Source organism: Streptomyces sp. AK08-02, assembly GCF_033795085.1.
Classification (GTDB): domain Bacteria; phylum Actinomycetota; class Actinomycetes; order Streptomycetales; family Streptomycetaceae; genus Streptomyces; species Streptomyces echiniscabiei.
Window position 1 is genome coordinate 268,956 of the sequence record NZ_JARAZV010000009.1, and the last position, 21,236, is coordinate 290,191.

Annotated in this window: 19 protein-coding genes; 2 read left to right on the forward strand and 17 right to left on the reverse strand. The window is 70.4% G+C overall.

Annotation, left to right across the window (positions count from 1 at the left end):
* Nucleotide 1 precedes the first annotated feature (1 nt).
* From PV734_RS20440 to PV734_RS20490, 11 genes are all read right to left on the reverse strand, one after another.
* Nucleotides 2-394, reverse strand: coding sequence for a hypothetical protein (locus PV734_RS20440; protein WP_319094393.1), 393 nt, complete (start codon nucleotides 392-394; stop codon nucleotides 2-4).
* The gene (locus tag PV734_RS20445) at nucleotides 391-702 is read right to left on the reverse strand and encodes a hypothetical protein (protein WP_319094394.1); all 312 of its coding nucleotides are present in this window, start codon (nucleotides 700-702) and stop codon (nucleotides 391-393) included. Before PV734_RS20445 ends, PV734_RS20440 begins: the two co-directional genes overlap by 4 nt.
* Nucleotides 702-2,432: a hypothetical protein gene (locus PV734_RS20450; RefSeq protein ID WP_319094395.1), complete on the reverse strand. Its 1,731-nt coding sequence runs from the start codon at nucleotides 2,430-2,432 to the stop codon at nucleotides 702-704. Before PV734_RS20450 ends, PV734_RS20445 begins: the two co-directional genes overlap by 1 nt.
* Nucleotides 2,429-2,797, reverse strand: a complete 369-nt coding sequence (locus PV734_RS20455) for a hypothetical protein (RefSeq protein WP_319094396.1) — start codon at nucleotides 2,795-2,797, stop codon at nucleotides 2,429-2,431. Before PV734_RS20455 ends, PV734_RS20450 begins: the two co-directional genes overlap by 4 nt.
* 70 nt (nucleotides 2,798-2,867) lie before the next feature.
* On the reverse strand, nucleotides 2,868-3,374 hold the full coding sequence (locus PV734_RS20460) for a hypothetical protein (RefSeq protein WP_319094397.1): 507 nt from the start codon (nucleotides 3,372-3,374) through the stop codon (nucleotides 2,868-2,870).
* A 38-nt stretch (nucleotides 3,375-3,412) separates the two neighbouring features.
* On the reverse strand, nucleotides 3,413-3,622 hold the full coding sequence (locus tag PV734_RS20465; RefSeq protein ID WP_319094398.1) for a hypothetical protein: 210 nt from the start codon (nucleotides 3,620-3,622) through the stop codon (nucleotides 3,413-3,415).
* A 5-nt stretch (nucleotides 3,623-3,627) separates the two neighbouring features.
* The gene (locus PV734_RS20470) at nucleotides 3,628-4,020 is read right to left on the reverse strand and encodes a hypothetical protein (protein ID WP_319094399.1); all 393 of its coding nucleotides are present in this window, start codon (nucleotides 4,018-4,020) and stop codon (nucleotides 3,628-3,630) included.
* A 10-nt stretch (nucleotides 4,021-4,030) separates the two neighbouring features.
* Nucleotides 4,031-5,167, reverse strand: coding sequence for a hypothetical protein (locus PV734_RS20475; protein ID WP_319094400.1), 1,137 nt, complete (start codon nucleotides 5,165-5,167; stop codon nucleotides 4,031-4,033).
* A 298-nt stretch (nucleotides 5,168-5,465) separates the two neighbouring features.
* Nucleotides 5,466-6,293, reverse strand: a complete 828-nt coding sequence (locus PV734_RS20480) for a hypothetical protein (protein WP_319290716.1) — start codon at nucleotides 6,291-6,293, stop codon at nucleotides 5,466-5,468.
* Nucleotides 6,294-6,361: 68 nt separating this feature from the next.
* Nucleotides 6,362-7,909 (reverse strand): hypothetical protein, encoded by a 1,548-nt coding sequence (locus tag PV734_RS20485; RefSeq protein ID WP_319290719.1) that lies wholly within the window; start codon nucleotides 7,907-7,909, stop codon nucleotides 6,362-6,364.
* 193 nt (nucleotides 7,910-8,102) lie between these two features.
* Nucleotides 8,103-8,921 (reverse strand): IclR family transcriptional regulator, encoded by an 819-nt coding sequence (locus tag PV734_RS20490; protein ID WP_319094403.1) that lies wholly within the window; start codon nucleotides 8,919-8,921, stop codon nucleotides 8,103-8,105.
* Nucleotides 8,922-9,223: 302 nt separating this feature from the next.
* Here PV734_RS20490 and PV734_RS20495 point away from each other — a divergent pair, with 302 nt between their 5' ends.
* On the forward strand, nucleotides 9,224-12,202 hold the full coding sequence (locus tag PV734_RS20495; protein ID WP_319290721.1) for an AfsR/SARP family transcriptional regulator: 2,979 nt from the start codon (nucleotides 9,224-9,226) through the stop codon (nucleotides 12,200-12,202).
* A 259-nt stretch (nucleotides 12,203-12,461) separates the two neighbouring features.
* Here the strand turns inward: PV734_RS20495 and PV734_RS20500 are convergent, their stop codons facing one another.
* Both PV734_RS20500 and PV734_RS20505 read right to left on the reverse strand, forming a co-directional pair.
* Nucleotides 12,462-14,519: an RICIN domain-containing protein gene (locus PV734_RS20500; protein WP_319094405.1), complete on the reverse strand. Its 2,058-nt coding sequence runs from the start codon at nucleotides 14,517-14,519 to the stop codon at nucleotides 12,462-12,464.
* A 239-nt stretch (nucleotides 14,520-14,758) separates the two neighbouring features.
* Nucleotides 14,759-15,823, reverse strand: coding sequence for a LacI family DNA-binding transcriptional regulator (locus tag PV734_RS20505; RefSeq protein WP_319094406.1), 1,065 nt, complete (start codon nucleotides 15,821-15,823; stop codon nucleotides 14,759-14,761).
* Nucleotides 15,824-16,251: 428 nt separating this feature from the next.
* Here PV734_RS20505 and PV734_RS20510 point away from each other — a divergent pair, with 428 nt between their 5' ends.
* The gene (locus PV734_RS20510) at nucleotides 16,252-17,457 is read left to right on the forward strand and encodes an MFS transporter (RefSeq protein WP_319290887.1); all 1,206 of its coding nucleotides are present in this window, start codon (nucleotides 16,252-16,254) and stop codon (nucleotides 17,455-17,457) included.
* A 41-nt stretch (nucleotides 17,458-17,498) separates the two neighbouring features.
* On the opposite strand, the gene PV734_RS20515 is transcribed toward PV734_RS20510, so the two are convergent.
* The 4 genes from PV734_RS20515 to PV734_RS20530 form a co-directional block, all read right to left on the reverse strand.
* The gene (locus PV734_RS20515; protein WP_319094407.1) at nucleotides 17,499-18,332 is read right to left on the reverse strand and encodes an ABC transporter ATP-binding protein; all 834 of its coding nucleotides are present in this window, start codon (nucleotides 18,330-18,332) and stop codon (nucleotides 17,499-17,501) included.
* A gap of 13 nt (nucleotides 18,333-18,345) precedes the next feature.
* Nucleotides 18,346-19,128, reverse strand: a complete 783-nt coding sequence (locus PV734_RS20520) for an ABC transporter permease (RefSeq protein ID WP_319094408.1) — start codon at nucleotides 19,126-19,128, stop codon at nucleotides 18,346-18,348.
* A complete protein-coding gene (locus PV734_RS20525; protein ID WP_319094597.1) occupies nucleotides 19,125-19,880 on the reverse strand; it encodes an ABC transporter permease in 756 nt (251 codons plus the stop codon). The genes PV734_RS20520 and PV734_RS20525 overlap by 4 nt, the downstream gene beginning before the upstream one ends.
* 80 nt (nucleotides 19,881-19,960) lie before the next feature.
* A complete protein-coding gene (locus PV734_RS20530) occupies nucleotides 19,961-20,938 on the reverse strand; it encodes an ABC transporter substrate-binding protein (protein ID WP_319094409.1) in 978 nt (325 codons plus the stop codon).
* Between the last annotated feature and the right edge of the window lie 298 nt (nucleotides 20,939-21,236).

The window sequence follows — 21,236 nt, forward strand, 5'->3', positions numbered from 1 at the left end:
CTCACACCCCCACCTCTGCGAGAAGCGTCAACGGGTCGCCCGCGACGGTGTCCAGTTCGACCCGTACGGTCCACACGCGTCGGTGGCGTGCGGCCGGGTCGTCGTCGAAGACGATCCGGCGGATGTCCCGGACCCGTGGATCGGTGCCGAGGGTGCGGACCAGGTTCAGCTGCACCAACTGCTTCACCACCGACACGGGGTTGGGCTGCGTGAAGATCCGGCCGATGTCCAGGCCGTAGCCGGTGTTGAAGGGGTCGGATCCGAGCGGGGTGAGTACTCGCAGCGTCAGCGCCTGGCTGAGGTTGGCCACCGACTCGACTTCGCGCAACCGCCCCTGGGTCACTACCAGGTCGCCGTCGTCGAGCAGCAGGCTGCGACCGAACGAGATGGTCATGCTGCCTCCAGTTTTGTCTGGCCCGCGTCGCGCGCCCGCCAGGTGCCGGCGTTGGTCGTCCCCTGCGCGGTGGCGAGCAGCACGGGCCGGCCACCGACCGTCAGCGTCGTACTGACTCCCGCGGCGATCGCCGAGATCCGGACGCACGGAGTCGGAGCGGCGCAGCCGACGATCACGGCCAGCCTCAGATCGTCAGCCAGCAGCACCGGCGATCCGTCCACCGTGAGCGCGTGTTGACCGGCCGTCGCCAGCACGGCCCCCTGATGTGCGCAGCCGAGCCTGGACGCGGTGGTCAGGACGGCCGGCATCACGTCACCGCCACGGCGGAGCCGTCGAGCTTCATGCTGACCGAGCCGTTGGTCAGGGTGATGGGCCGGTCCGACGTGCTGATCGTGACCGCGCCCTCGGAGTCCACTGTGATCATCGTTCCGCTCTGGTGTTCGATGGTGATCGAGTTGTCGGTGGGTGGGTCGGGCCGGGTGCCGACCTCGGGCAGGGCGTCGGTGCCGACGAGTACGTGCAGGGCGGCCACCTGGACGACCCGCTGTCCGGCGGCGTCGGTGAGGTCGTTCGCGCCCTTGCCCCGGGGCAGACCGTCCTCGCCCAGCCCGGTGGGCAGCGCCAGCCAGTGGTCGCCCACCCGGTTGGGCGGACACTCCTGGGCCGGGTTGTCCGGCCAGACGTATCCGGTGATCAGTGCGTCGTCGACCTGGCCTCGGTTGTGTGCCAGCACCGCACGCATCTTCGGGTACACGGGAGTCATCAACCCGGTCCGGTGGAAGGCGAACGGCGACACGATCGGCTTGTCGTTCAGCTCGACAGCGGTGTCGATCGGGGTGGTGACACTGGGCGCCACCGCTCCGGGCTCCGGCCGCTGCCCGTAGTGCAGCGACGCCACGTGCCTGCCGTCGGCGCCGGGGACGTACTCGGTCACCTCGCCCAGATCGACCGACGGGTGGTCCGCACGGCTTCGGTCCACGACGTCACGCCAGCGGTCCACCACACCCTGTACGCCGGTCCGGACCTGGGCCCGCTCTCCGGGGTCGGCGGCGATCAGTCGGAGCCGCGCGGTGTAGCCCGCGCCGACTCGGAAGGAGTGCTCCACGTGAGACACCCTCAGCGTGCCCGCCGGCACACCGGAGAGGCCGGTCGTGGTGGCCACCTGGCCCACGCGCAGCCGGGGATGGCCGAGCACCGTGAGGTCCAGTGTGGTGCGGACCGGCGGCAGCACCGCCGACTCGGCCCGGGGTACGTCGTCCACCGCGGGCCGGGGCGGAAACACGGGGCGCGCCTCGGTGTCCTCGGAGGTCGAGCTGCTGAGGGAGACCAGGTTGGTGTCCGGGTCGAACACGACCGGTGCCGGGTCGGTCAGCGCACCGACCGCCGAGCCGAGGTAGACCGCACCGTCCCGCACCACCAGCGGCACGTCCGCCTGCGCCGCCAGCGCGCCGAGGGCGTCCAGAGCGGATCCGGCCCGGACGGTGAGGTCCCTCGGGCCGCCGCCGATCGTGGAGCCGTCCGCCAGCGACACCCCGGCCGCCTTGGCCAGGGACTTGGCGAGGTCGACGGTTTCGGTGCCCGCGCGGCGGTCCAGCTCCACCGGCGTGTTGCGCAGCAGGTACCCGCCTTCCTCCTGGCCGCGGAGCACGGTGCGGGACAGACCGTCGTCGCCGACACCGCCGGTGACGGTGACGACCCGGCCGACCAGTACCCGTCCCGCGGTGGTCCTGGTCGTCGGTTCGTCGAAGTAGCCGAGATGGATGGTGGTGTTCACCGGCCCGGCGGCATGGGTGTTCTTGATCAGGTCCGTGACCTGGCCGGGCAGGTTGATCAGACTGATCTCGAACGTGTCCGCCGACGCGCCGTCGGTCATCGTCACGGTGACGTCCGCGTCGATGACCAGGGAACCGCTCAGCACATCGTTGGACACCCTGAGCGGCAGGCCCGGGCCGAACCGTCCGGCCGCCGCCCCCGTCACCCGACCGCCGGGCTGCTCGGCCTCGGCGATCTCGATCATGTACCAGAGCACGAAACTCATCCGACGGCCACCCCGCCGACCACCTCGGAGCCGAACGAACCGGCCGAGTTGAGGTTCCGGAGGTCCAGCCGCATCGTCCGGAAGGTCAGGACCAGTTCGGCGGCCGGGTACTCGACGCCCGACACCAGCTTGCGGCGCAGGATCGAGACGGGTCCGCCGGGTTCCTCCCGGTCCACCGAGAGCACCAGGAACGCCTGGGCGGCCGGCAGTTCGAGCGGACCGGCCGGCGCGCCGCGGACGACGTCCTCCGCCACGTTGGCGTACAGCCGGAACTGGTAGTTGCGACCGGCCACGGCCAGCCGGAACGCCTGCGGGAAACCCTCGTCGGCGTCGATCGGCAACCGGAGAAAACTGCGCGTCGCCACGGATCGCCTCCTTCCTCGTCCTGGTTCTGGTCCTGGTCTTGATCCGCTGATCCCCTGAGCCGCCGGGCGGCTACAACAGGCCCTGCACGCCACGGGCGATCGGGTTGGGCGCCACCGACCCCGGCAGCAGCGCGGTCCCGGCTGCCACGGCGAGATCCGCCACCTCGCCGATCACCGCGGTCAGGCTGGACCGGGGCACCTCGAGCAGTGAGATCGACACGTCCAGGGCTTCCCGCCTGGCCACGCTCTGCGTGAAATGCAGCTCGGTGATCTGCATGTCCACACTGATCGTCAGACCGGACACCACCGGGATGCCGCTGGGCAGCAGAGCCGCCGAGGTCGCCACCAGCGCCCTGGACGTCAGCGCCAGAGCCTCCAGCGCCTTCTTCAGTCCCCACCGGCTCGGACCGATCAGCAGCGCCTCGATGCCGATCTGCTTCTTGGTGGGCTGGGTGGCCTGAAGAAACCGGCTGCCCATGATCCGCTCGATCTCGTAGCCCTCGACGACCGTCATCTTCTGTACGTAGAGCAGCGGCACCGGCCCCACCAGCACCGGAACGTTCGTCCCCGCAGCCATGTCTCCCCCGCCCTTGTCGATCCGGCCCGCACCCGGCGTCAGAGCCGGCTGGCGAGCTCCCGCCCGAGCTGGTCGAACACCCGGCAGACCAACTGCTCGCTCTCGCTCTCGGGCAGCGCGCCCAACGCCTGTATCTCGACCGGAAAGTGGTAGTTGATCACCGGGCCGGCACCGGCACCGGCCGCGTGCGGTGCGACCGTGAACGGGTCGCCCGCCTCCTCCTCCGCGTCCACGGCCTCCGTGTCCACGACGGCTACGCCTCCAGGCCCACGTCCAGCGCCAGACAGCTGAAGCTGGCCTGCGGAACGCCGTCGATCACCACGTTGCTGGGATTGGCCGAGGTGACGACGCAGCGGGCGAACTTCATGGAGTCGAACGCCCAGTCGGTGCCCTTCTTCTCGGCGACCACCACGGAGAACTCCTGGCCGTTCGCGGCCAGTTCGGTCAGATCGGCGACCGCCGCCGCCACCGCGGGCACCGCCATCATGAAGGTGAAGGTGAACGGCTGGCGGACGAAGCCGACGTTGTCGGCCTCGATGCTGTGCAGCACGGTGTGCGGCACGTTGAACGTCGGGGTGAAGCTGGAGATCGGGGTGATGGTGCTGTCCCCGAGCTTCACCTCTAGCCGTGTGTTCCAGTCCGGCATCGATGCTCCCTCAGTTGAAATTCATCGCGATGGAAAGCCTGTGGGTGATACCGGCGTAGTGGATCGCGATCATGACCTGCACCATCCGCCGTACCTCGGCCTGGTGGATCCGCTCGGCCTCCGCGGCGGTGAGCGTCGCCGGGTCCTTGTCCAGCAGGGTCAACAGCGGCACGAAGACCTCGAACCCGTTGAGCACCTCTCGCTGCACCTCCGGTCCGAGGATGGCCTCCAGCCGGGCGATCAGCGCGCGCAGCCCCGAACGGCTGATCCGCACGTTGCCGATCGTCTTGATGAGCGACGCGTTGAGCCGGAAGTTGAGGTCGTCGACCGTGCGCATGGCGTCGATGTACTTCGTCCCGCCCGGATTCCCGGTGTAGCCCTCTCCCATGTAGACGCCGCTGCCGGGGATGATCGACGGGCTGGTCAGCCAGTTGACGCCACGTCCGGCCGGGCCGGACTCGAACGTCTCGGGACCGTTGAGGGTCTCGATCTCGGCCTGGCTGAACGACGGGCTGGTGATGTTGACCGGCTTCAACAGCAGGGAGATGTGCGGCTGGTGGCCCGCGACAGCGCCGGCCACGGCCGCCGCGGCGTCCTGGGTGCTGCGATGCGCGACGTAGACCATGCGGTCGTGGGCCAGGGTGCCCTGTACGGGGCCCGGGTCGGACGAGTCCTTGGGCAGCATGGCCACGCCCATCCGCTGCCGGCCCTCGCCGCCGGTCTCCGACACCGAGGCGACATGCTTGGCCAGGGTCACCAACGCGCCCTCCGGGGCGTCGACACGACCGGTGGTGGCGTTCAGCGGTGTGTTGGCGAGCACCACGAGCTGCACGTCCAGGCTCGCGACCACGTCCAGCGCGGCCTTCCAGTCCGGATTCTGCTCGTCCACCCGTACCGCCGTCACCAGGGACGGGCCCGGCGACTGCTGGAAGGCGAGCGCCACGGCTTCCCCGAGGTCGCCCGGAGCGCGTCGACGCGCCTCGGCCGGGTCGGTGAAGTCGATCGGTGTGTTCACCTTCGCCGGATCGGTCGGCGGTGACTTCGGCGGCAGCGTGACCTTGCCGACCACGGCGATGTTGCCGTAGGCGCGAACGGCTGGTGCGAACAGATCGACTACCGGGTTCACGCGGACGTAGCGAACGGTCATCGGCCCCTCCTCAATCTTTTTCGGGCCTGAAGTGCGTTGAATTTCAGTGGTGGTTGAATTTCAGTGGTATTTGCGTAGGAGCCGGGCGCGCAGGCGCTGCAGCTCCTGTTGGGAGAGAACGGTGGGCTCGGGAGTTGCCTCGCCGGGCGGCTCACCGGATTCCGCGGTGGCCCGCGCGTCAGCGGTTCGTGCCGACCCGCTCTCGGCCGACGGGCCCCGCTCATCAGGTGCAGGTTCAGGTTCTGGAGTGGGTGTGGATCGTTTGTCGGACTGCCTGTTCGACGGCATTTTGGATTCCTCAGCTCGTGTCAAGGAAAAGCGCGGCCACACCCGCCCCGGCGAACAGTCGCCCGACCGTGGCGGAGGTGATCCCGTTCTTTCCGGGGCCTTCCGCGGAGAAGACGACGGCGACCGCGTAGGCGGCGGTGCATTCGGCCACCACCCCCTTCGGTGGCGCCCCGGTGAGTTCTCTGCTCGTTTCCCTGACCATTCGGGCGGCGCGCAGTCCCTCGGCGAGATCGAAGGGATCGACCGCGAGGGCGGCGAGCGCGACGTTCAGCGTGTACGCGTTGGCCGGGTCGTCCGGATCGAAGGGTGCGGCGGCCCGTAGACGGACCGTGGTCCGCAGGTACTGGTAGGCGTCGCGGAGTTGTTCCACGGTGGTGATGCCGTGCTCGGCCATGAACCGGTCGAGGTCGACGAACGGGAACTGCCGACGGAACTCGTCCAGTGTGGTGAAGGTGTCGGCCGCCTCGCTGACGACCGATTCGGCGCCGGCCGGATCGATCTCCGCCACGACGGTGACCCGCAGACGGGCCAGCACGTCGATCCAGACGGGGTTGCGTGACTCCGCCGCGTCCAGGGCGAGTTCCGTCCGGGCGTAACTGGGCACCGTCCGGGTCCAGGTGCCCGTTGTCCGGGCCGTCGCGCGGAGCGGGTGCTGCAGTTCCAGTGCGTCCACCGCCACGTCCCGGACCCGGTCGACGCGGAGCGCCGACAGGTCGTGGCTCGCGGCCAGCATGGTGCGGATCAGTTGCCGGTCGGTGTCCTCGGCGGGCCGCAGCAGGGCGCCGAACGCGGCCGGGTCGCCCAGCTTCAGCATCACCTGGTCCCTGAATGACGTCACGTGTGTGATCCGATCGGCTCCGCTGTCGCCACAGCCATGGCAACTCCCTCGGTCGTCGACTGCCGTGGCTACAGATGCAGGGTGATGGTTCCGGAGGCGAAGACGGTGGTGCCCCGGGAGTTGACGGCAGTGATCTTGAACGGGTAGGTCCCGGTGGTGGCCAGCGGGGCCTGCACCTGCCAGGCCGACCAGTCGCCACCGGACGAGGTGTCCTGCGCGGATCCCGACGGGCCGTTGGTGAACTCGTAGGCGATGCCGGTGATCCCGGACTGCACCCCGTTCGCCGTCCCGGTGAGCGTGACCGTGTGGGGCAGCGAGTCGACCGTCTGGCTCCCCTCGAAGGGAGCGAGTGCCACCGTCGGCGGCACGCTGTCGCGTCCCACCAGCGAACGGGTCTGGGTCGAGGAGAGACCGTTCGGATCGGCGCAGGTCACGGTGATCGCCCGGGCGCCGAGCGGAGCCGGCCCGAACGGGACCGTCTTCTGGAACTGCGTACCCGTGTACTGATCGGTCGTAGCCGGCAGACCGTCGTGCGTGATGCTCACCGTGAACGGATAGAACTGGTCGCTCCCCGAGGTCAGCCGCACCTCGACCTGGCCGCCGGCCGGTCCCAGGTCGATCGCGCCACCGTCGGCCGGAGCCGCCCAGGTGAACACCGGAGGGCCCTGGGCGACCAGCGTGACGGTCCCGGAGGCGGTGGCGCTGCTACCGCGGGAGTTGGTGACGGTGATCTTGAACGGGTAGGTCCCGGTGGCGGCCAGCGGAGCCTGCACCCGCCAGGCCGACCAGTCGCCACCGGACGACGTGTCCTGCGCGGATCCCGACGGGCCGTCGGTGAACGCGAACGTGACCCCGGTGATCCCGGACTGCGCCCCGTTCGTCGTCCCGGTGAGCGTGACCGTGTGAGGGAGGGACCTGACGGTCTGCCTGTCACTGAAGGGGGCGAGCGCCACCGTCGGCGGCGCGCTGTCCCGCGCCGCCAGCGTGCGGGTCTGGGTCGAGGAGAGACCGTTCGGATCGGCACAGGTCACGGAGATGGTCCGGGGCCCGGCCGTCGCAGGACCGAAGGCGACCGTCTTCTGGAACTGTGTGCCGGCCGCGAACTGGTCCTGAGTGGCGGGCAGACCGTCGTGGGTGATGCTCACCGTGAACGGATAGAACTCGTCGCTCCCCGCGGTCAGCTTCACCTCGGCCTGGCCGCCGCCCGGCCCCAGATCGAGCGCGGCACCCGCTGCCGGAGCCGCCCAGGTGAAGACCGGGGCGACCGGCGCGCTCACCGTGATGGTCCGTGAGGGGGCCTGTATCTGGGTTCCGTTGGACTGCACCAGGGTCGCCGTGATGACGAAGCTGCCCGAGTTCGGGAACTTCGCGGAATAGCTCGTGCCGCCTCCCCGGTGATCCCTCAGGTTCACCACGGTCGGAATGACAAGGAGCGTCTCGGAGAAGGTGACCAGAGGTACGGGCTCCCAATGGTTGGTCTTCCAGGTCCACCCGGTGCCGGGATTCGCGTTCACCGTGATCGTGACCGGCTTGCCCGCTCGCACCGTTCCGGTCGGCCAGGAGATACTCGCGCTCGGCGGTGTGTCGTCCGGTTTCGGCGTGATCCTGGGTGTCACAGCGTCAACAGTCACCGAAGATTCGTCGGCTGCCACGGAATCCCCCTTCTGGTTTCGACCGTGCGTCCTTCTCCGGTGAACCGTCCCAGAGCCCGTCGACAATCCGTCGACAGTTCATCGACAGCCCCTGTCTCCGGGAATCCCCTGCCTGCGGGAATCCCATGTATCCGGGAATTCGGAAGGACGCGTCGTTTCACCGGGCGCGCAGGCGCGCGCTGATCGTCCGTCCCGTCTGCTGGACGACGTCCACGAGCCGCTCCAGGCTGTGCGCCGGATCCGTCACGACGCTCAGGGACGCCAGCAGCGCGCCACCCGGGCCGTACAGCGGCACGGCCGCGCAGCAGGCTCCCGCCACCAGTTCCTCCCGGTCGAAGGCGACGCCCCGGTCACGGATCGCCGCGGACTCCCGTCGCCAGGACGCGGGCATCGGCCCCAGCGGGAGCCGTGAGCGCGCCCCGGCCACCAGCACCTTGCCCGCCGCGGTGGACCAGGGCCAGACCGCGCCGTCGAGCAGCGGGTCGAGCGCCTCGTCGGTCTCGCAGACCGTCCAGTCCAGGACCAGGGTCCGCCCTTCGCTCAGCACGTTGACCCCCACACCCGCGCCCGTGGCCCGCGCCAGACGGCGGGCCGGACCCCGGGCGGCGGATCGCAGCCCCGGATACGGCTGCCACGCCTGCCCGAGCCGGAACATCCGCGAGCCCATGCGATAGCCCGTGCGGCTCCGCTCCACGGCACCGAGGTCGACCAGTTGCTCCAGCAGCCGGTACGCGGTCGTCTTGGGCAGCCCGCACTCCGCCGCGAGCCTGGTCAGTCCGGCGTGACCGGCCCGCTCCACCGCGTCCAGTAATCCGAACGCGCCTTCCAGCACGCTCCGCCCGCCACCGTCCGGAACAGTCGGCGGGTACACCGCCGCGCCCCGCTCCGACTCCGCGGGCCGGTCCAGCTGCCGCACCGACAGAGCCGCCGTTCCCGCCGCCGTCCCCGTCCCCGGTGCTCCCCATGGCTCGTTCACGTCCGTCTCCCCCCACACCGCCGACACACGGCCACCGGGTGGACGGCTCCCGTCACCGTGCTCACCTCTCGTACCGGTTCGGGCCCGGGCCGCGGACTGGTCGGTCGCGGTGCGGGCACCCCGATACGTCCGCTCCGCGCATCACCGTCCCCCGGGTGCGGAGCGCCGCCGTGCGTCGACGCCTCTTCGGCCCTCAGACTGAGGTTCGAATGTGGCTCAGAACGTTGTCGATAGGTTGTCGCCCAGCGTGAGAGTGTGCGCGACACGTGGAGAAGATCTGCACGGGGGGTGCGGAGAGCGTGATGGATGTGCGACTTCTCGGTGCGGTGGAACTGTCGGTACGGGGCCGGACGGCGGAGGTCGGGCCACCCCAGCGCCGGGCCGTGCTGGCAGCGCTGGCGGTGGACACCGGCCGGCCCGTCACGGTCGACGTCCTGATCCAGCGGGTCTGGGGCGCGGATCCGCCCGACGGGGCACGACGCGCACTGCACGCCCATATCGCCCGGCTCCGGCGGCTGTGCGAGCAGACCGCGGACAGGGAGAGGGAGGATGCCCGGTTACGCCTGCTGCGCCGCTCCGGCGGGTACCTCCTGGAGGCTCACCCGGATCGGGTCGACGTCCACCGGTTCCGGCAACTCTCTTCACGAGCACGGGAGTTGGGGCGTACGCCGGAAGCGAGGGCCTCGATGCTGCGCGAGGCACTCGGCCTGTGGCGCGGCGAACCGCTGGCCGGGCTGGACGGGCAGTGGGCGGGGCGGGTACGGGAGGCGTGGCGGCAGCAGCGGGTGGACGCCGCCGTCGGGTGGGCCCACCTGGAGTCACGCACAGGTGATCCCGTCGCCGTGATCGGGCCGCTGACCGAACTGGTCGGCGAGTACCCGTTGGTGGAGCCGCTCACCGGGGCGCTGATGCGGGCCCTGCACGCCGCCGGGCGCGGCGCGGAGGCGCTGGACCGCTACGCCACCGTCCGGCGGCGGCTGGCCGAGGAGTTGGGCGCCGACCCCGGGACGGCGTTGCGGGAGGCGCATCAGTCGATCCTGCGGGGAGACGGGCCGGGCCCCTCGTCATGGCCGACGCCCCGGCCGCCGACCGAGATCGCCCACCTCGCCGCTCCCCCGGTGCGCCGGCCGCCGACGACCGTGCCGTGGCCGGGCGGAATCCCCGTACAACTGCCCATGGGTGTACGAGGATTCACCGGACGCGGCAAGGAGCTCTCGCGGCTCGACGAGATCCTCGAATCGGCGTTGGAGCAACCGTCGGCGGTGGTGATCTCGGCGGTGTCCGGAACCGCGGGGGTGGGCAAGACCGCGTTGGCCGTGCACTGGGCACGCCGGACCCAACAGGCCTTCCCTGATGGGCAGTTGTACGTGAATCTGCACGGGTTCGATCCTGGCGGACCGGCGGTGGGTCCGGCGGAGGCGGTACGGGGGTTCCTGGACGCCTTCGGCGTGCCGCCGGCCCGTGTCCCGGCCGGCCTGGAAGCCCAGGTCGGGCTGTACCGCAGCCTCCTGGCCGGGCGTCGGGTGCTCGTGGTCCTGGACAACGCCCGTGACGCCGAACAGGTCCGGCCGCTGCTGCCAGGCGCGCCCGGGTGTCTGGCGCTGGTCACCAGCCGGAAGTCGCTGACCGGGCTGGCCGCGGCCGAGGGGGCCCATCTGCTGACCCTCGGCCTGCTCGGTCCCGTCGAGGCTCGGGAACTGCTGGTCGGCCGGCTGGGAGCGGACCGGGTGACGGCCGAACCCGCCGCCGTGAGGGAGATCGTCGGCCAGTGCGCGGGGCTGCCGCTGGCGCTGGCGATCGTCGCCGCCCGCGCCACCGCCCAGTCCGGTCTTCCGCTCGCGGCGCTCGCCGGGGAGCTGCGCCGGGCCGACGGACGCCTGGACGCCCTCGACGGCGGGGAGGCGGCCAGCCAGGTGCGGGCGGTGTTCTCGTGGAGCTACCACGCGCTCGGCCCCGACGCCGCCCGGCTCTTCCGGCTGCTGGGCCTGCACCCCGGACCCGACGCCGCCCTTCCGGCCGTCGCCGCCCTGGCCGACGTACCGACGCCGCGTGCCCGGGTCCTGCTGGCCGAACTGGTCCGCGGGCACCTCGTCACCGAGCAGGTGCCCGGCCGGTACACCTTCCACGACCTGCTCCGCGCCTACGCCGCCGAACTCGTCGCCGCGCACGACAGTGCGGACACCCGGCGCAGGGCCACGCACCGGATGCTCGACCACTATCTGCACACCGCCCACAGCGCCGACGCCCTGCTGACTCCCCGGCCCCGTCCGACTCCCCTGCCACCCGCCCAGCCGGGTGCCGTGCCCGAGGAGTTGTCGGACCACCCACAGGCGCAGGCCTGGTTCGCCGCCGAGCACGCGGTCCTCCTGGCCGCCGTGGAACAGGCTCCGGCCCAGGGCTTCGACAGCCATACCTGGCGGCTCGCGTCGGCGCTCACCACGTATCTCGACCGGCACGGGTACCGGCGAGCGCTGACGGCCGTCCACACCACGGCGCTGGACGCCGCGCGGCGCCGAGGTGACAAGGAGGGGCAGGCCGATGCCCACCGCGGTCTCGGACTCGCCCAGGACCGGCTGGACCGTCCCGAGGAAGCCCGTGCCCACTATCTGCGCGCGCTGGATCTCTTCGACCAGGCCGGCGGCCACACCGGGCAGGCCCGTATCCATCAGCATCTCTCCCGGATGTCGGAGGCACAGGGCCGGCACCATCAGGCGCTCGGTCACGCCCACGACAGCCTTCGGCATCATCGGGCGGCCGGTGACCGGGCCGGGCAGTCCGCCGCTCTCAATCACATCGGGTGGATCCTCGCCCAACTCGGCGACCACCCCCAGGCTCTCGCGCACTGCCGCCAGGCCCTCGCGCTCGCCCAGGAGACCGCGGATCTCAACGGCCAGGCGCATATCCAGGACAGCCTCGGCTACATCCATCACCGTCTCGGACAGCACCCGGAGGCCGTCGACCGCTACCGGCGGGCCCTCGACCTGTTCCAGCGGACCGGCGACCGCCACGGTGAGGCCGCCGGGCTCGTCTGTCTCGGCGACGTCCACCACGTCACCGCCCACACCCACGCCGCGACCGGCGCCTGGACCCAGGCCCTGGCGGTCGTCACCGATCTCGGTCTCCCGGACACGGATCCCCTGCGCATCGGCCTCCTGGAACGTCTCGGTCCCGCTTCCGCGCCCGCCGCCGCGTCCTCGTCGTGGATCGGCCGGGGCCCGACACCGCCGGCACCGGGCAGCAGAAGCGGGCCGAGTCCGGAGAGCCGTACTCCGGTCCGCTGACCGGGAAAGGCGAACGCCTCCCGCCACGCGGGCAAGTGCCGCCGTTCGATCACGGAGCCGGGCGGGCGGGGCGTACAGCGGTCCGGCGGCGACGCCCCGACGACTCGCTGCCTGTGACGGCGTGGTCCGGGCCGCGGCGCCACCGATCTCGCCGCCCGGCGTCGCCGTCGTGGCCGCGCGGCACAGGGCCTCCCGGCACTCGGGTCGCGGTGCGAGTCCGAGCCGGCGGGAGACCCTGTGCGAGCGGGGCCTACAGCGCTCAGTTGATGCGGACGATCTTCCAGAGCTGGTCGTCGACGTTCACGTCGGTCCACTGGACGACCGCCGCGCCGTTACTGGTGGACGACTGGGCGACGCCGGCGTTGAGGCCGCTGTTGACGTTCTTCAGCTCGTAGTATCCGTTGCCCGCGTCGGTGAGGGTCCACTTCTGCGAGTTGGCGGCGGAGGGGGTGTTCTGGACGAGGGCGGCTCCCGCGGTGGTGGAACCGCTGCGGATGTCGAGGTTGAGGTTGCTGTTGGCGTTCCTGATGGTCCAGGCTCCGCCGCCCGCGGACTGGAAGGTGAACAGCTGGCAGAGGCAGGCGGAGTTCTGCCACTGGCCCACGGCCGTACCGGTGGCGGTGGAGCCGTTGGGGATGTCGAGGTATTTGCCGCTGTTCTTGTTGACGAGGATGTACTGCCCCGTGCCCAGCGGCGGCGGTGCGGTCTGCGTCAGATTCCAGCGCTGGCAGGCGCAGCCCGTGTCGCCCCACTGGTCGGCGGTGGCACCGACGGTGGTGGAGGCGTTCGGTATCTCCAGGAACCTGCCGGTGACGCGGTTGGTGAGCGTGTAGCCGCCTGCGGGGTTCGGGGCGACGGCCCATTCATGGTCGAGGGTGCCGTTGTCGTCCCACTGGAGAATCCTGGCGCCGTTGGCGGTGGACTGGTTCTCCACGCCGAGGACCTTGCCACTGGCCACGTTGAAGATCTTGAAGAAGCCGGAGGGCTGCGCCACGAAGCGCCACTGCTGGTCGGTGGCGTTGGTGGTGGTCTGCTGGGTCGCGCCGGTGCCGTTGGCGGTGGTGCCGCCCGCGATGGTCAGCCTGAGATCGCTGTTGGCGTTCGACACCGTGTAGGTGGCGCCGTCCGAGATACCGCCGCCCAGGTCGATGGTGGCGTACGTGACGGGGTTACGGACGTCGCTGCCGCCGCTTCCCCCGCTGAGCACCAGCAGACTGTGGCCGTCGGCCAGGGGCAGCAGGCCGCGGCTGTAGCCGCCGGCGACCGCGGAGTTGATGCGCGTCCAGGTGTCGGCGGCGCCTCCGGCGGTGTTGAGGAACAGGTCGCCGGTGCTGTAGGCGCTGACGACGAGGGTGCCGTTGGGCCCGCCGGTGGGCAGCCAGGTGATGTACGGGGTACTGGTGGGGACCGCGCCGTCCGTCGACCGCAGGGGGATGCCCGTGACGGAGTCGAACGCCTCCGGGTCGGCGGAGATCTTGTAGTAGACGGCGAAGTTGCCCGCGGGCGAGCCGCCGTATTCGTACGTCATGACGTAGTTGCCGTTGGGCAGCCTGGCGACGGTGGGCATGCCCGGGCGCTGGCTGTAGGTGGGCATCGCCACGTCGTCCACGACCGGGCCCCAGTTACGGCCGTCGGTGGAGACCTGGTGCACGACCTTCTGGCCGTGGGCGGGGTCGCGCTGGTCGGAGTAGTAGACGATCAGCTTGCCGTTGGCGTAGAGGAAGAACGGCTCCCACACGGGGGTGTTGCCGTTCGTGTCGTAGGCCGCGCCACCGGTGGCGACGTTGCTGACGAAGGTCCAGGTCTGGCCGCGGTCCAGGCTGGCGTAGACATCGATCTTGATGGCGGATCGGTCGGCGGGGACGGACGCTCCGGCGGCCAGGATGGTGCCTGCCGGGAAGTCACCCATCGCGGCGGGGAGTTCGAACAGCTCGGGCTCCCAGCGCATGCCCCAGCCGTTCTGCGTGTCGGCGACGTCGGAGATCTTCGTCCAGGCGTTGCCGTTGTCGGTGCTGCGATAGATCGGGAAGACCGGTGTGCCGGTGGTGTACTGCTCGAACGTCGACAGAAGCGTGCCGTTGGCCGAGCCGTTGTGCTGCAGACGCAGCTCCCGCGGATAGAACGAGCCGGGCGAAGGAGCGTTCGACGGCGGCGTGTACATCGTCTGCGACGGGCGGGTCAGGGCGTCGGCCCGGCCCGCCGCGGGCAGAAGGAGTGTCGCCACCGCGGCGAGCAGGGCGAGTACGGCCGTCAGGAGGAAGAGGGGACGGGTCTGCGGAGCGACGCCGGGTCTGGCGCCTGTCTGGGCAGGGGACATTGCGGCTCCCGGGGAAAGGGATGAGATGTGTGGTGGGTTTCCGTGCCCGCCGCCCACCGACCGCCGGATCGAGCCGGGCGGAGAACGGTGGAGTCGGCGGACGAGTGACGCCGGCCGGCCCTGACAGCGGCCGGCGTCGTGGTGAGACGGCTCCGGCGAACCTCACTGGACGAGGGTGCTCGGAGACGGAGGTGGTGCTCACGCGTGGGTCCTGTTCCACACGCGGACTGCATGGTGGTTCAGCTGGTGCGGGGCACCGGCTGCCTCCGGTGGGAGGGCGGCGGTGCGGTCGAACCGCGGACGACGAGCTCGACCGGTGGTTCGGTCGCCGCGGGAAGGTCGGTCTCCGGCTCCTCGATGGCGTGCACGAGCAGCCTGATCCCTTCCCGTGCGGCGGCGTCGAAGGGCTGACGGGCCGTGGTGAGCGGAGGGGTGACGTAGGCGAAGACGGGGTTGCCGTCGAAGCCGACCACGCTGATGTCCTCCGGTACCCGGCGGCCCGCCTCGCGCAGGGCGTGGATCAGGCCGATGGCCATCTCGTCGCCCGCCACGAAGACAGCGGTCACGGACGGGTCCTCGGCCAGTTCACGGCCCGCGGCGTGACCGGATTCGGGTGACCAGTCGCCGTCGAACACGGGAGGTTCCGGCGCGCCCCGTGCCGTCAGCGCCGCACGCCAGCCGTCGGCACGGTCCTTCGAGGCGTACCAGCGTCGCGGGCCCGCGAGATGGTGCACGGTCGTGTGCCCCAGATCCAGCAGGTGATCGGTGGCCGCCCGCGCCAGTTCGAAGGCGCCCACACCCACGCTCAGGGTCCGAGCCGAGGTGAAGGCCGGCGGCGCGCCCAGGAAGAGGACCGGTACGTCGATCCTGACGGAGACCTCTCCCTCCACGATGGGCTCGGAGACGACGATGCCGTCAACTCCCTGTTCCAGGAGCGACAGCACCGCGCCGGCGATGCCGTCGGGGTCACCGTCCGCCGTGTTCACCACCCGCAGCGCGTAACCGGCGTCCCGAACGGCCTTCTCGACACCCACGAGGAGCATGGCCGTTCCGTACCCGGCTGTTCCGAGGGCCACGACACCGATGGAACGGCTCCGGCCGGAGGCGAGCGCTCTGGCCGCGTGGTTCAGCCGGTACCCGAGCTGCTCGGCCGCCTCCAGGACACGTCGGCGGATCTCGTCGGAGACGTACGGCTCGTTGTTGAGGACCCGCGACACCGACTTGCGTGAAACGCCGGCCACCCGGGCCACGTCCGCGCTGCGCGGCGCTGCGGAACCCGCGTTCCGCCCCACCACTCGTGTCATGAGAACTCCCGATGGCTGTGAGTATCGAACCAGGTCAACCGTATGACCGCGCGATCACTGACCGCGCGGTCATGTCTACGCAGCCATAGACCCTCCGTCAAGAGTGCGCGGGGGATTTCCTGCCTCGAAGGACCGAATCGACACCCTGCGAACGATCCGACGGACGACTTCCCCGCAGAGCCTTGACAGCGAACCCTCGGAAAGTTCACTCTCCACCGCGTCAGCCGATCGAATCTGTCCGATCGCGTTTGTTTCTGGTCGCATGTCGCCGTCGTCCGGGAGCCGCACGGCACGACGTCCTGACGACGGGATCACGGCGCGGCCAACTGTGTACCGGCCCCAGGGCCTCTTGGGTTCCGTCCAAGCGTCATCGATCTTTGTCCATGGACGGGTCCGCCGCCGGGGGTGAGAGTGGGGCCATGCGACAGATGCCGAGTGGACTGATCGCGCTGGCCCTGGGCGGTTTCGGGATCGGGCTGACCGAGTTCCTGATCGCCGGGCTGCTGCCGCAGGTGGCGTCGAGTTTCGACGTGTCGGAGGCTGTCGCCGGCCGGCTGATCTCCGGGTACGCGCTGAGCGTCGCGGTCGGTGCGATCGCGCTGACCGCCGCCACGGCACGGCTGCCCCGCAAGCAGGTGCTGGTCGGCCTTGTGGTGTTGTTCGTCATCGGCAATCTGCTCTCCGCGGTGGCGCCCACGTACGAGGTGATGATGTTGGGCCGGATCGTCGCCGCGTTGTGCCACGGTTCGTTCTTCGGTATCGGCTCGCTGGTCGCGCGCGGTCTGGTCGCGCCGGAGAGGAAGTCCCGGGCGGTGGCGGTCATGTTCGCCGGGCTGACGGTGGCGAACGTGCTGGGTGTGCCGTTCGGCGCACTCGTCGGGGAACGCTGGGGCTGGCGGGCGGCCTTCTGGGCGGTCACCGCGATCGGCCTGCTCGCGCTGGCGGGCATCGTCGCCCTCGTGCCCGGCTCGGCCGGAGGGCCCCTGACGTCGGAGGTGACGGGCCGCCCGGAGCGGCTGCCGCCCACCGGTCCGCGGGCCCAGTTCCGTGCGTTCCGCTCCTGGCAGGTCTGGCTCACGCTGACGGCCACCGCGCTCGGCTACGGCGGCATGTTCGGCGCGTTCAGCTACATCGCCTACACGTTCACCGAGGTCGGCGGCTTCTCGTCGTCGGACGTCGCCTGGCTGCTGATGGTGTACGGCGTCGGCCTGGTCGTCGGGAACCTGGTGGGCGGCCGGGCCGCCGACCTGGACCGGGACCGTACGCTGGTCCTTTCCCTGCTCGGACTCGGCGTCACCCTCGCCCCGTTCGGTCTGCTGGCCACCAGCGCCGCCGCGTCGGTGGTCCTGGTGTTCCTGATGGGAGTGACCGGGTTCGCCAGTGTGCCCGGCATGATCACTCGCGTCACCGACCACGCCCAGGGAGCGGCGCTGGCCGCCGGCGCCAACGTGTCCGCGTCCAATGTCGGCAACGCTCTCGGCGCCTGGCTCGGCGGCCTGGCCATCACCGCGGGCCTCGGCTACACGGCGCCGCTGTACGTGGGCGCCGGCCTCGTCCTGATCGCCGTCGCCGTCATGGCCGTAGCAGCGCGCCGAGCCGGGTCACCCGCGCGGGAACTGGAGCACCACAGGTGAGGGACGGCGGCCGGGTGCGGGTGTTCCGCGGCAACTGCCGCTCAGCGTACGGTTTTCGGCAGCGAGGGCTCGGGGATCCGGTCGGCGACCTCGGTGGCCGTGTCGCCGTTGTGGTGTTTCGCCTGCTGGATCTGCTCGTAGACGTGGGCGCGCAGTTCGGCGAAGCGCGGGCTGGAGCGGGTGTGCAACTGGTCGCGTTCGTCGGGGAGATCGATGGTGACGTCCTCCCGCACCACGGTCGGTGACGCGGACAGGATGACGGTGCGCTGGCCGAGGTAGACGGCTTCGTCGATGTCGTGGGTGACGAACAGGACGGTGACACCGAGTTCCCGCCACAAGTGCCGGATGAGGTCCTCCAGTTCGGCACGGGTCTGGGCGTCGACGGCCGCGAAGGGTTCGTCCATGAGCAGGACCTTCGGTTCGAAGGCGACGGCCCGGGCGATGGCCACGCGCTGCTGCATGCCGCCCGAAAGCTGCCAGGGGTAGGCCTGGTGGGCGTCGGCCAGACCGACCACCTCCAGTGCGTGGTCCACCAGTTCCCGCGTCCGCGCCTTGCCGAGCTTCTTGCGGCGCAGGGGCAGGGCGACGTTGTCGCGGACGTTCATCCAGGCGAACAGCGAGCGGCCGTACTCCTGGAAGACGACCGCCATTCCGGGCGGGGGCCCGACGACCGGGCGTCCGTCCAGGAGTACTTCGCCGTCTGTGGGGTCGAGCAGTCCCGCCATGCACTTCAGCAGTGTGGTCTTGCCGCACCCCGAGGGGCCGACCAGGCAGACGAGTTCACCGGCATCGATGTGGAACGTCAGATCGCGCACGGCTTCGACGTTGCGGTTCCGTCCGGTGTAGATCTTCCGCAGGTGGCGTACGTCGAGCATCGACGGCTCCGTTTCAGGGGTTGCGCCGGGCGCGGCGCAGGCCGTGGTACCAGGCCAGGACCCGGTTCTCGGCGATCCGGAAGAGCAGGGACAGCAGGAAGCCGAGGATGCCGAGCAGCAGGACGCCGCTCCACATCTCAGGGATGGCGAACGAGCGTTGGAACTGCACGATCGTGAAGCCGAGGCCATTGCTGGCGGCGAACATCTCGCTGATGACCATGAGGATGATCCCGATCGACAGCGCCTGGCGCATGCCCGTCACGATCTGCGGGCTCGCCGCACGGAGCACCAGGTGCCGCAGACGGGCGGCACCGGTGATGCCGTAGGACCGGCAGGTGTCGCTGAGCACCTCGTCCACGGCGCGGACGCCTTCGACGGTGTTGAGCAGGATCGGCCACACACAGCCGCTGACGATGACGATCACCTTCATGGTGTCGCCGATACCCGCGAACAGCATGATCACCGGCACGAGTACGGGTGGTGGGATGGCCCGGAAGAGTTCGAGGACCGGTTCCAGGACGTCCCGTACGGCTCGTCGCAGACCGACCAGGAGGCCGAGTCCCACTCCGGCCGCCACGGCGATGAGGTAGCCGGCGGTGAGGCGCAGAAGACTCGGGACGACGTCGGACAGCAGCCGCTCTCCCGTCCAGACCTTCCCGAAGGCATCGAGGATGCTGGACAGCGGCGGCACGTAGAAGTCGGTGCTGTCGGCGGTGGCGTACCACCACACGGCGAAGAGGACGGCGGGCAGGCCCAGCAGAAGCAGGGCGCGCCGCAGGACGGTGAGGACGGTCATCCGGCCACCTCCGTGCGTACGGACTGGTGCCAGTGCAGCGCCCGTCGCTCGACCGCTCGCGCCACCAGGTTGACGGCGACGCCGAGCAGGCCCGTGACCAGGACCAGGGCGTAGACCTGCGGCACGGCGCCGGACGACTGCGCGACGGCGATCTCGCGGCCGAGCCCTGGTGCGCCGATGACCAGTTCGGCGGTGACGGCGAGGATGAGCGCCACGGTGGCGGCCAGCCGTACGCCTGTCATCACGTACGGCAGGGCGGTGGGCCACATGACGTGGCGCAGCCGTCCCCAGGTGCCGAGCCGATAGCTGCGGGCGGTGTCGTCGGCGACCGGGTCGACGTCCTGGATGCCTGCCAGTACCTGGACGATCACCTGCCAGAAGGCGGCGTACACGACGAGCAGCAGCTCGGACCTGAGGTCGGCGCCGTAGAGCAGGACGGCGACGGGGATGAGGGCGACGGAGGGGATCGGGCGCAGGAACTCGATGGTGGAGGCGGTGACCGCACGCAGGGCGGGCACGGAGCCGATGACGAGTCCGGCCGCCACGCCCGCCACGACGGAGATGGCCAGGCCCAGGCCCCAGCCGGTGAGGGTGTCGCCGAGCGCGGTCCAGAACGCCTGTTCGGCGAGCAGTGCCCACAGGGCGCGGACGGTCACCGACGCCGGTGGCAGGTAGTCGGCGGACACCAGGCCGGTGTGCGGCAGGACCTCGATCACCGCGACGAGCCCGGCGATTCCGGCGAGTCCGCGCAGCGGGGCGACGGCCCGCTGCGGGAGCCGCCGGGCGGAGGTTTCGGCAGGGCCCGACGCATCGACGGCGGCGGCGACGCGGGTCACGAGAACAGGGCGTTCAGGTCGGGCTTCTTGCCGTCGAAGAGCCCGTCCTGCTCGCCGAGGGAGGCCAGCTTCTCCAACGACGCCAGGTTGACCTCGGTCGGCCAGTCGGGCAGCGTGACCTTGTTCAGGACGTCGCCGCTGAGCTTGGTGTAAGTGGTGAGGATCTGGCGTGCCTCGTCCGGGTGGTCGGAGGCGTACTGAAGGGATTCGCTCATGGCGGCGACGAACTTCCTGACCAGATCCGGCTTCTGTTTCACGACCTGGGTGGAGGTGAAGTAGGTCGCCACGGTGAGCTTCGGGTCCGTCTCGGCGAACGGCGAGGCCACCACGCGGGCGCCCTGCGCCTTGGCGATCGTCATCGCGGGATCGCCCATCCAGGCGGCGTCCACGCGCCCGCCGTCCAGCGCGGCCGGCATCTGATCGAACGGCATTTCGACGAACTTGACCTTCGACGGGTCGCCGCCGGCCAGCCGGACCGACTCACGCACCGTGGTGGATCCGATGTTCTGCAGGGTGTTGACGGCGACCGTCCGCCCGGCGAGGTCCTTGGCCGACTTGATCGAGCTGTCCTTCTTGACGGCCACACCGGTGACATCCGCCCCGACCTTGCCGTTGGAGGCCGCGCCGTTGACCACGGACTTGATCGGTACGCCCTTGACCTGGGCGATCATCAGTGACGTGGTGTTGCTGAACCCGAACTGGAACTGGTCGCTCACCACACCCGGGATGATCGCCGCGCCGCCCTGGGCGGGCACCATCTCCAGTTCGATGCCCCTGCTGCTGAAGAACCCCTTCTTCTGCCCCAGGTAGAGCGGGGCGACATCGATGATGGGGATGATGCCGACCTTGACCTTCGTGGTCCTGGAGCCGTCCGAGGACGACGAACCACTGCCTGCCGGGTCCGACGACCCGCATCCGGCCGCGCCGACGACCGTGATCACTACTGCCGCAAGCCCGAGAACACGCCTCTGCATGGGCCTCTCCTGACGGAATCAACGGTGAACGGGGAGGGGACCGCCCCGAAGTGACAGACGGAGTCGCGCGGACCTGCGACCCAAATGTTGTGCACTTTCTTGACGGCCGCAATGTACACACCTATGTTCGCGCTGTCAGTACTCAGGACAAGAGAGGCCCCGACGACTTCGATGAGCGCGGCTCCGCCAACAAGGCTCAGCCAAAAGGGAGTTCTGTCTGTGCAGCCCCGCATGACGATCCGCGGCCCCGTCGGCCCGACATCCACGTGACCCCGTCCGCGCCCCCTGACGCCGGGGA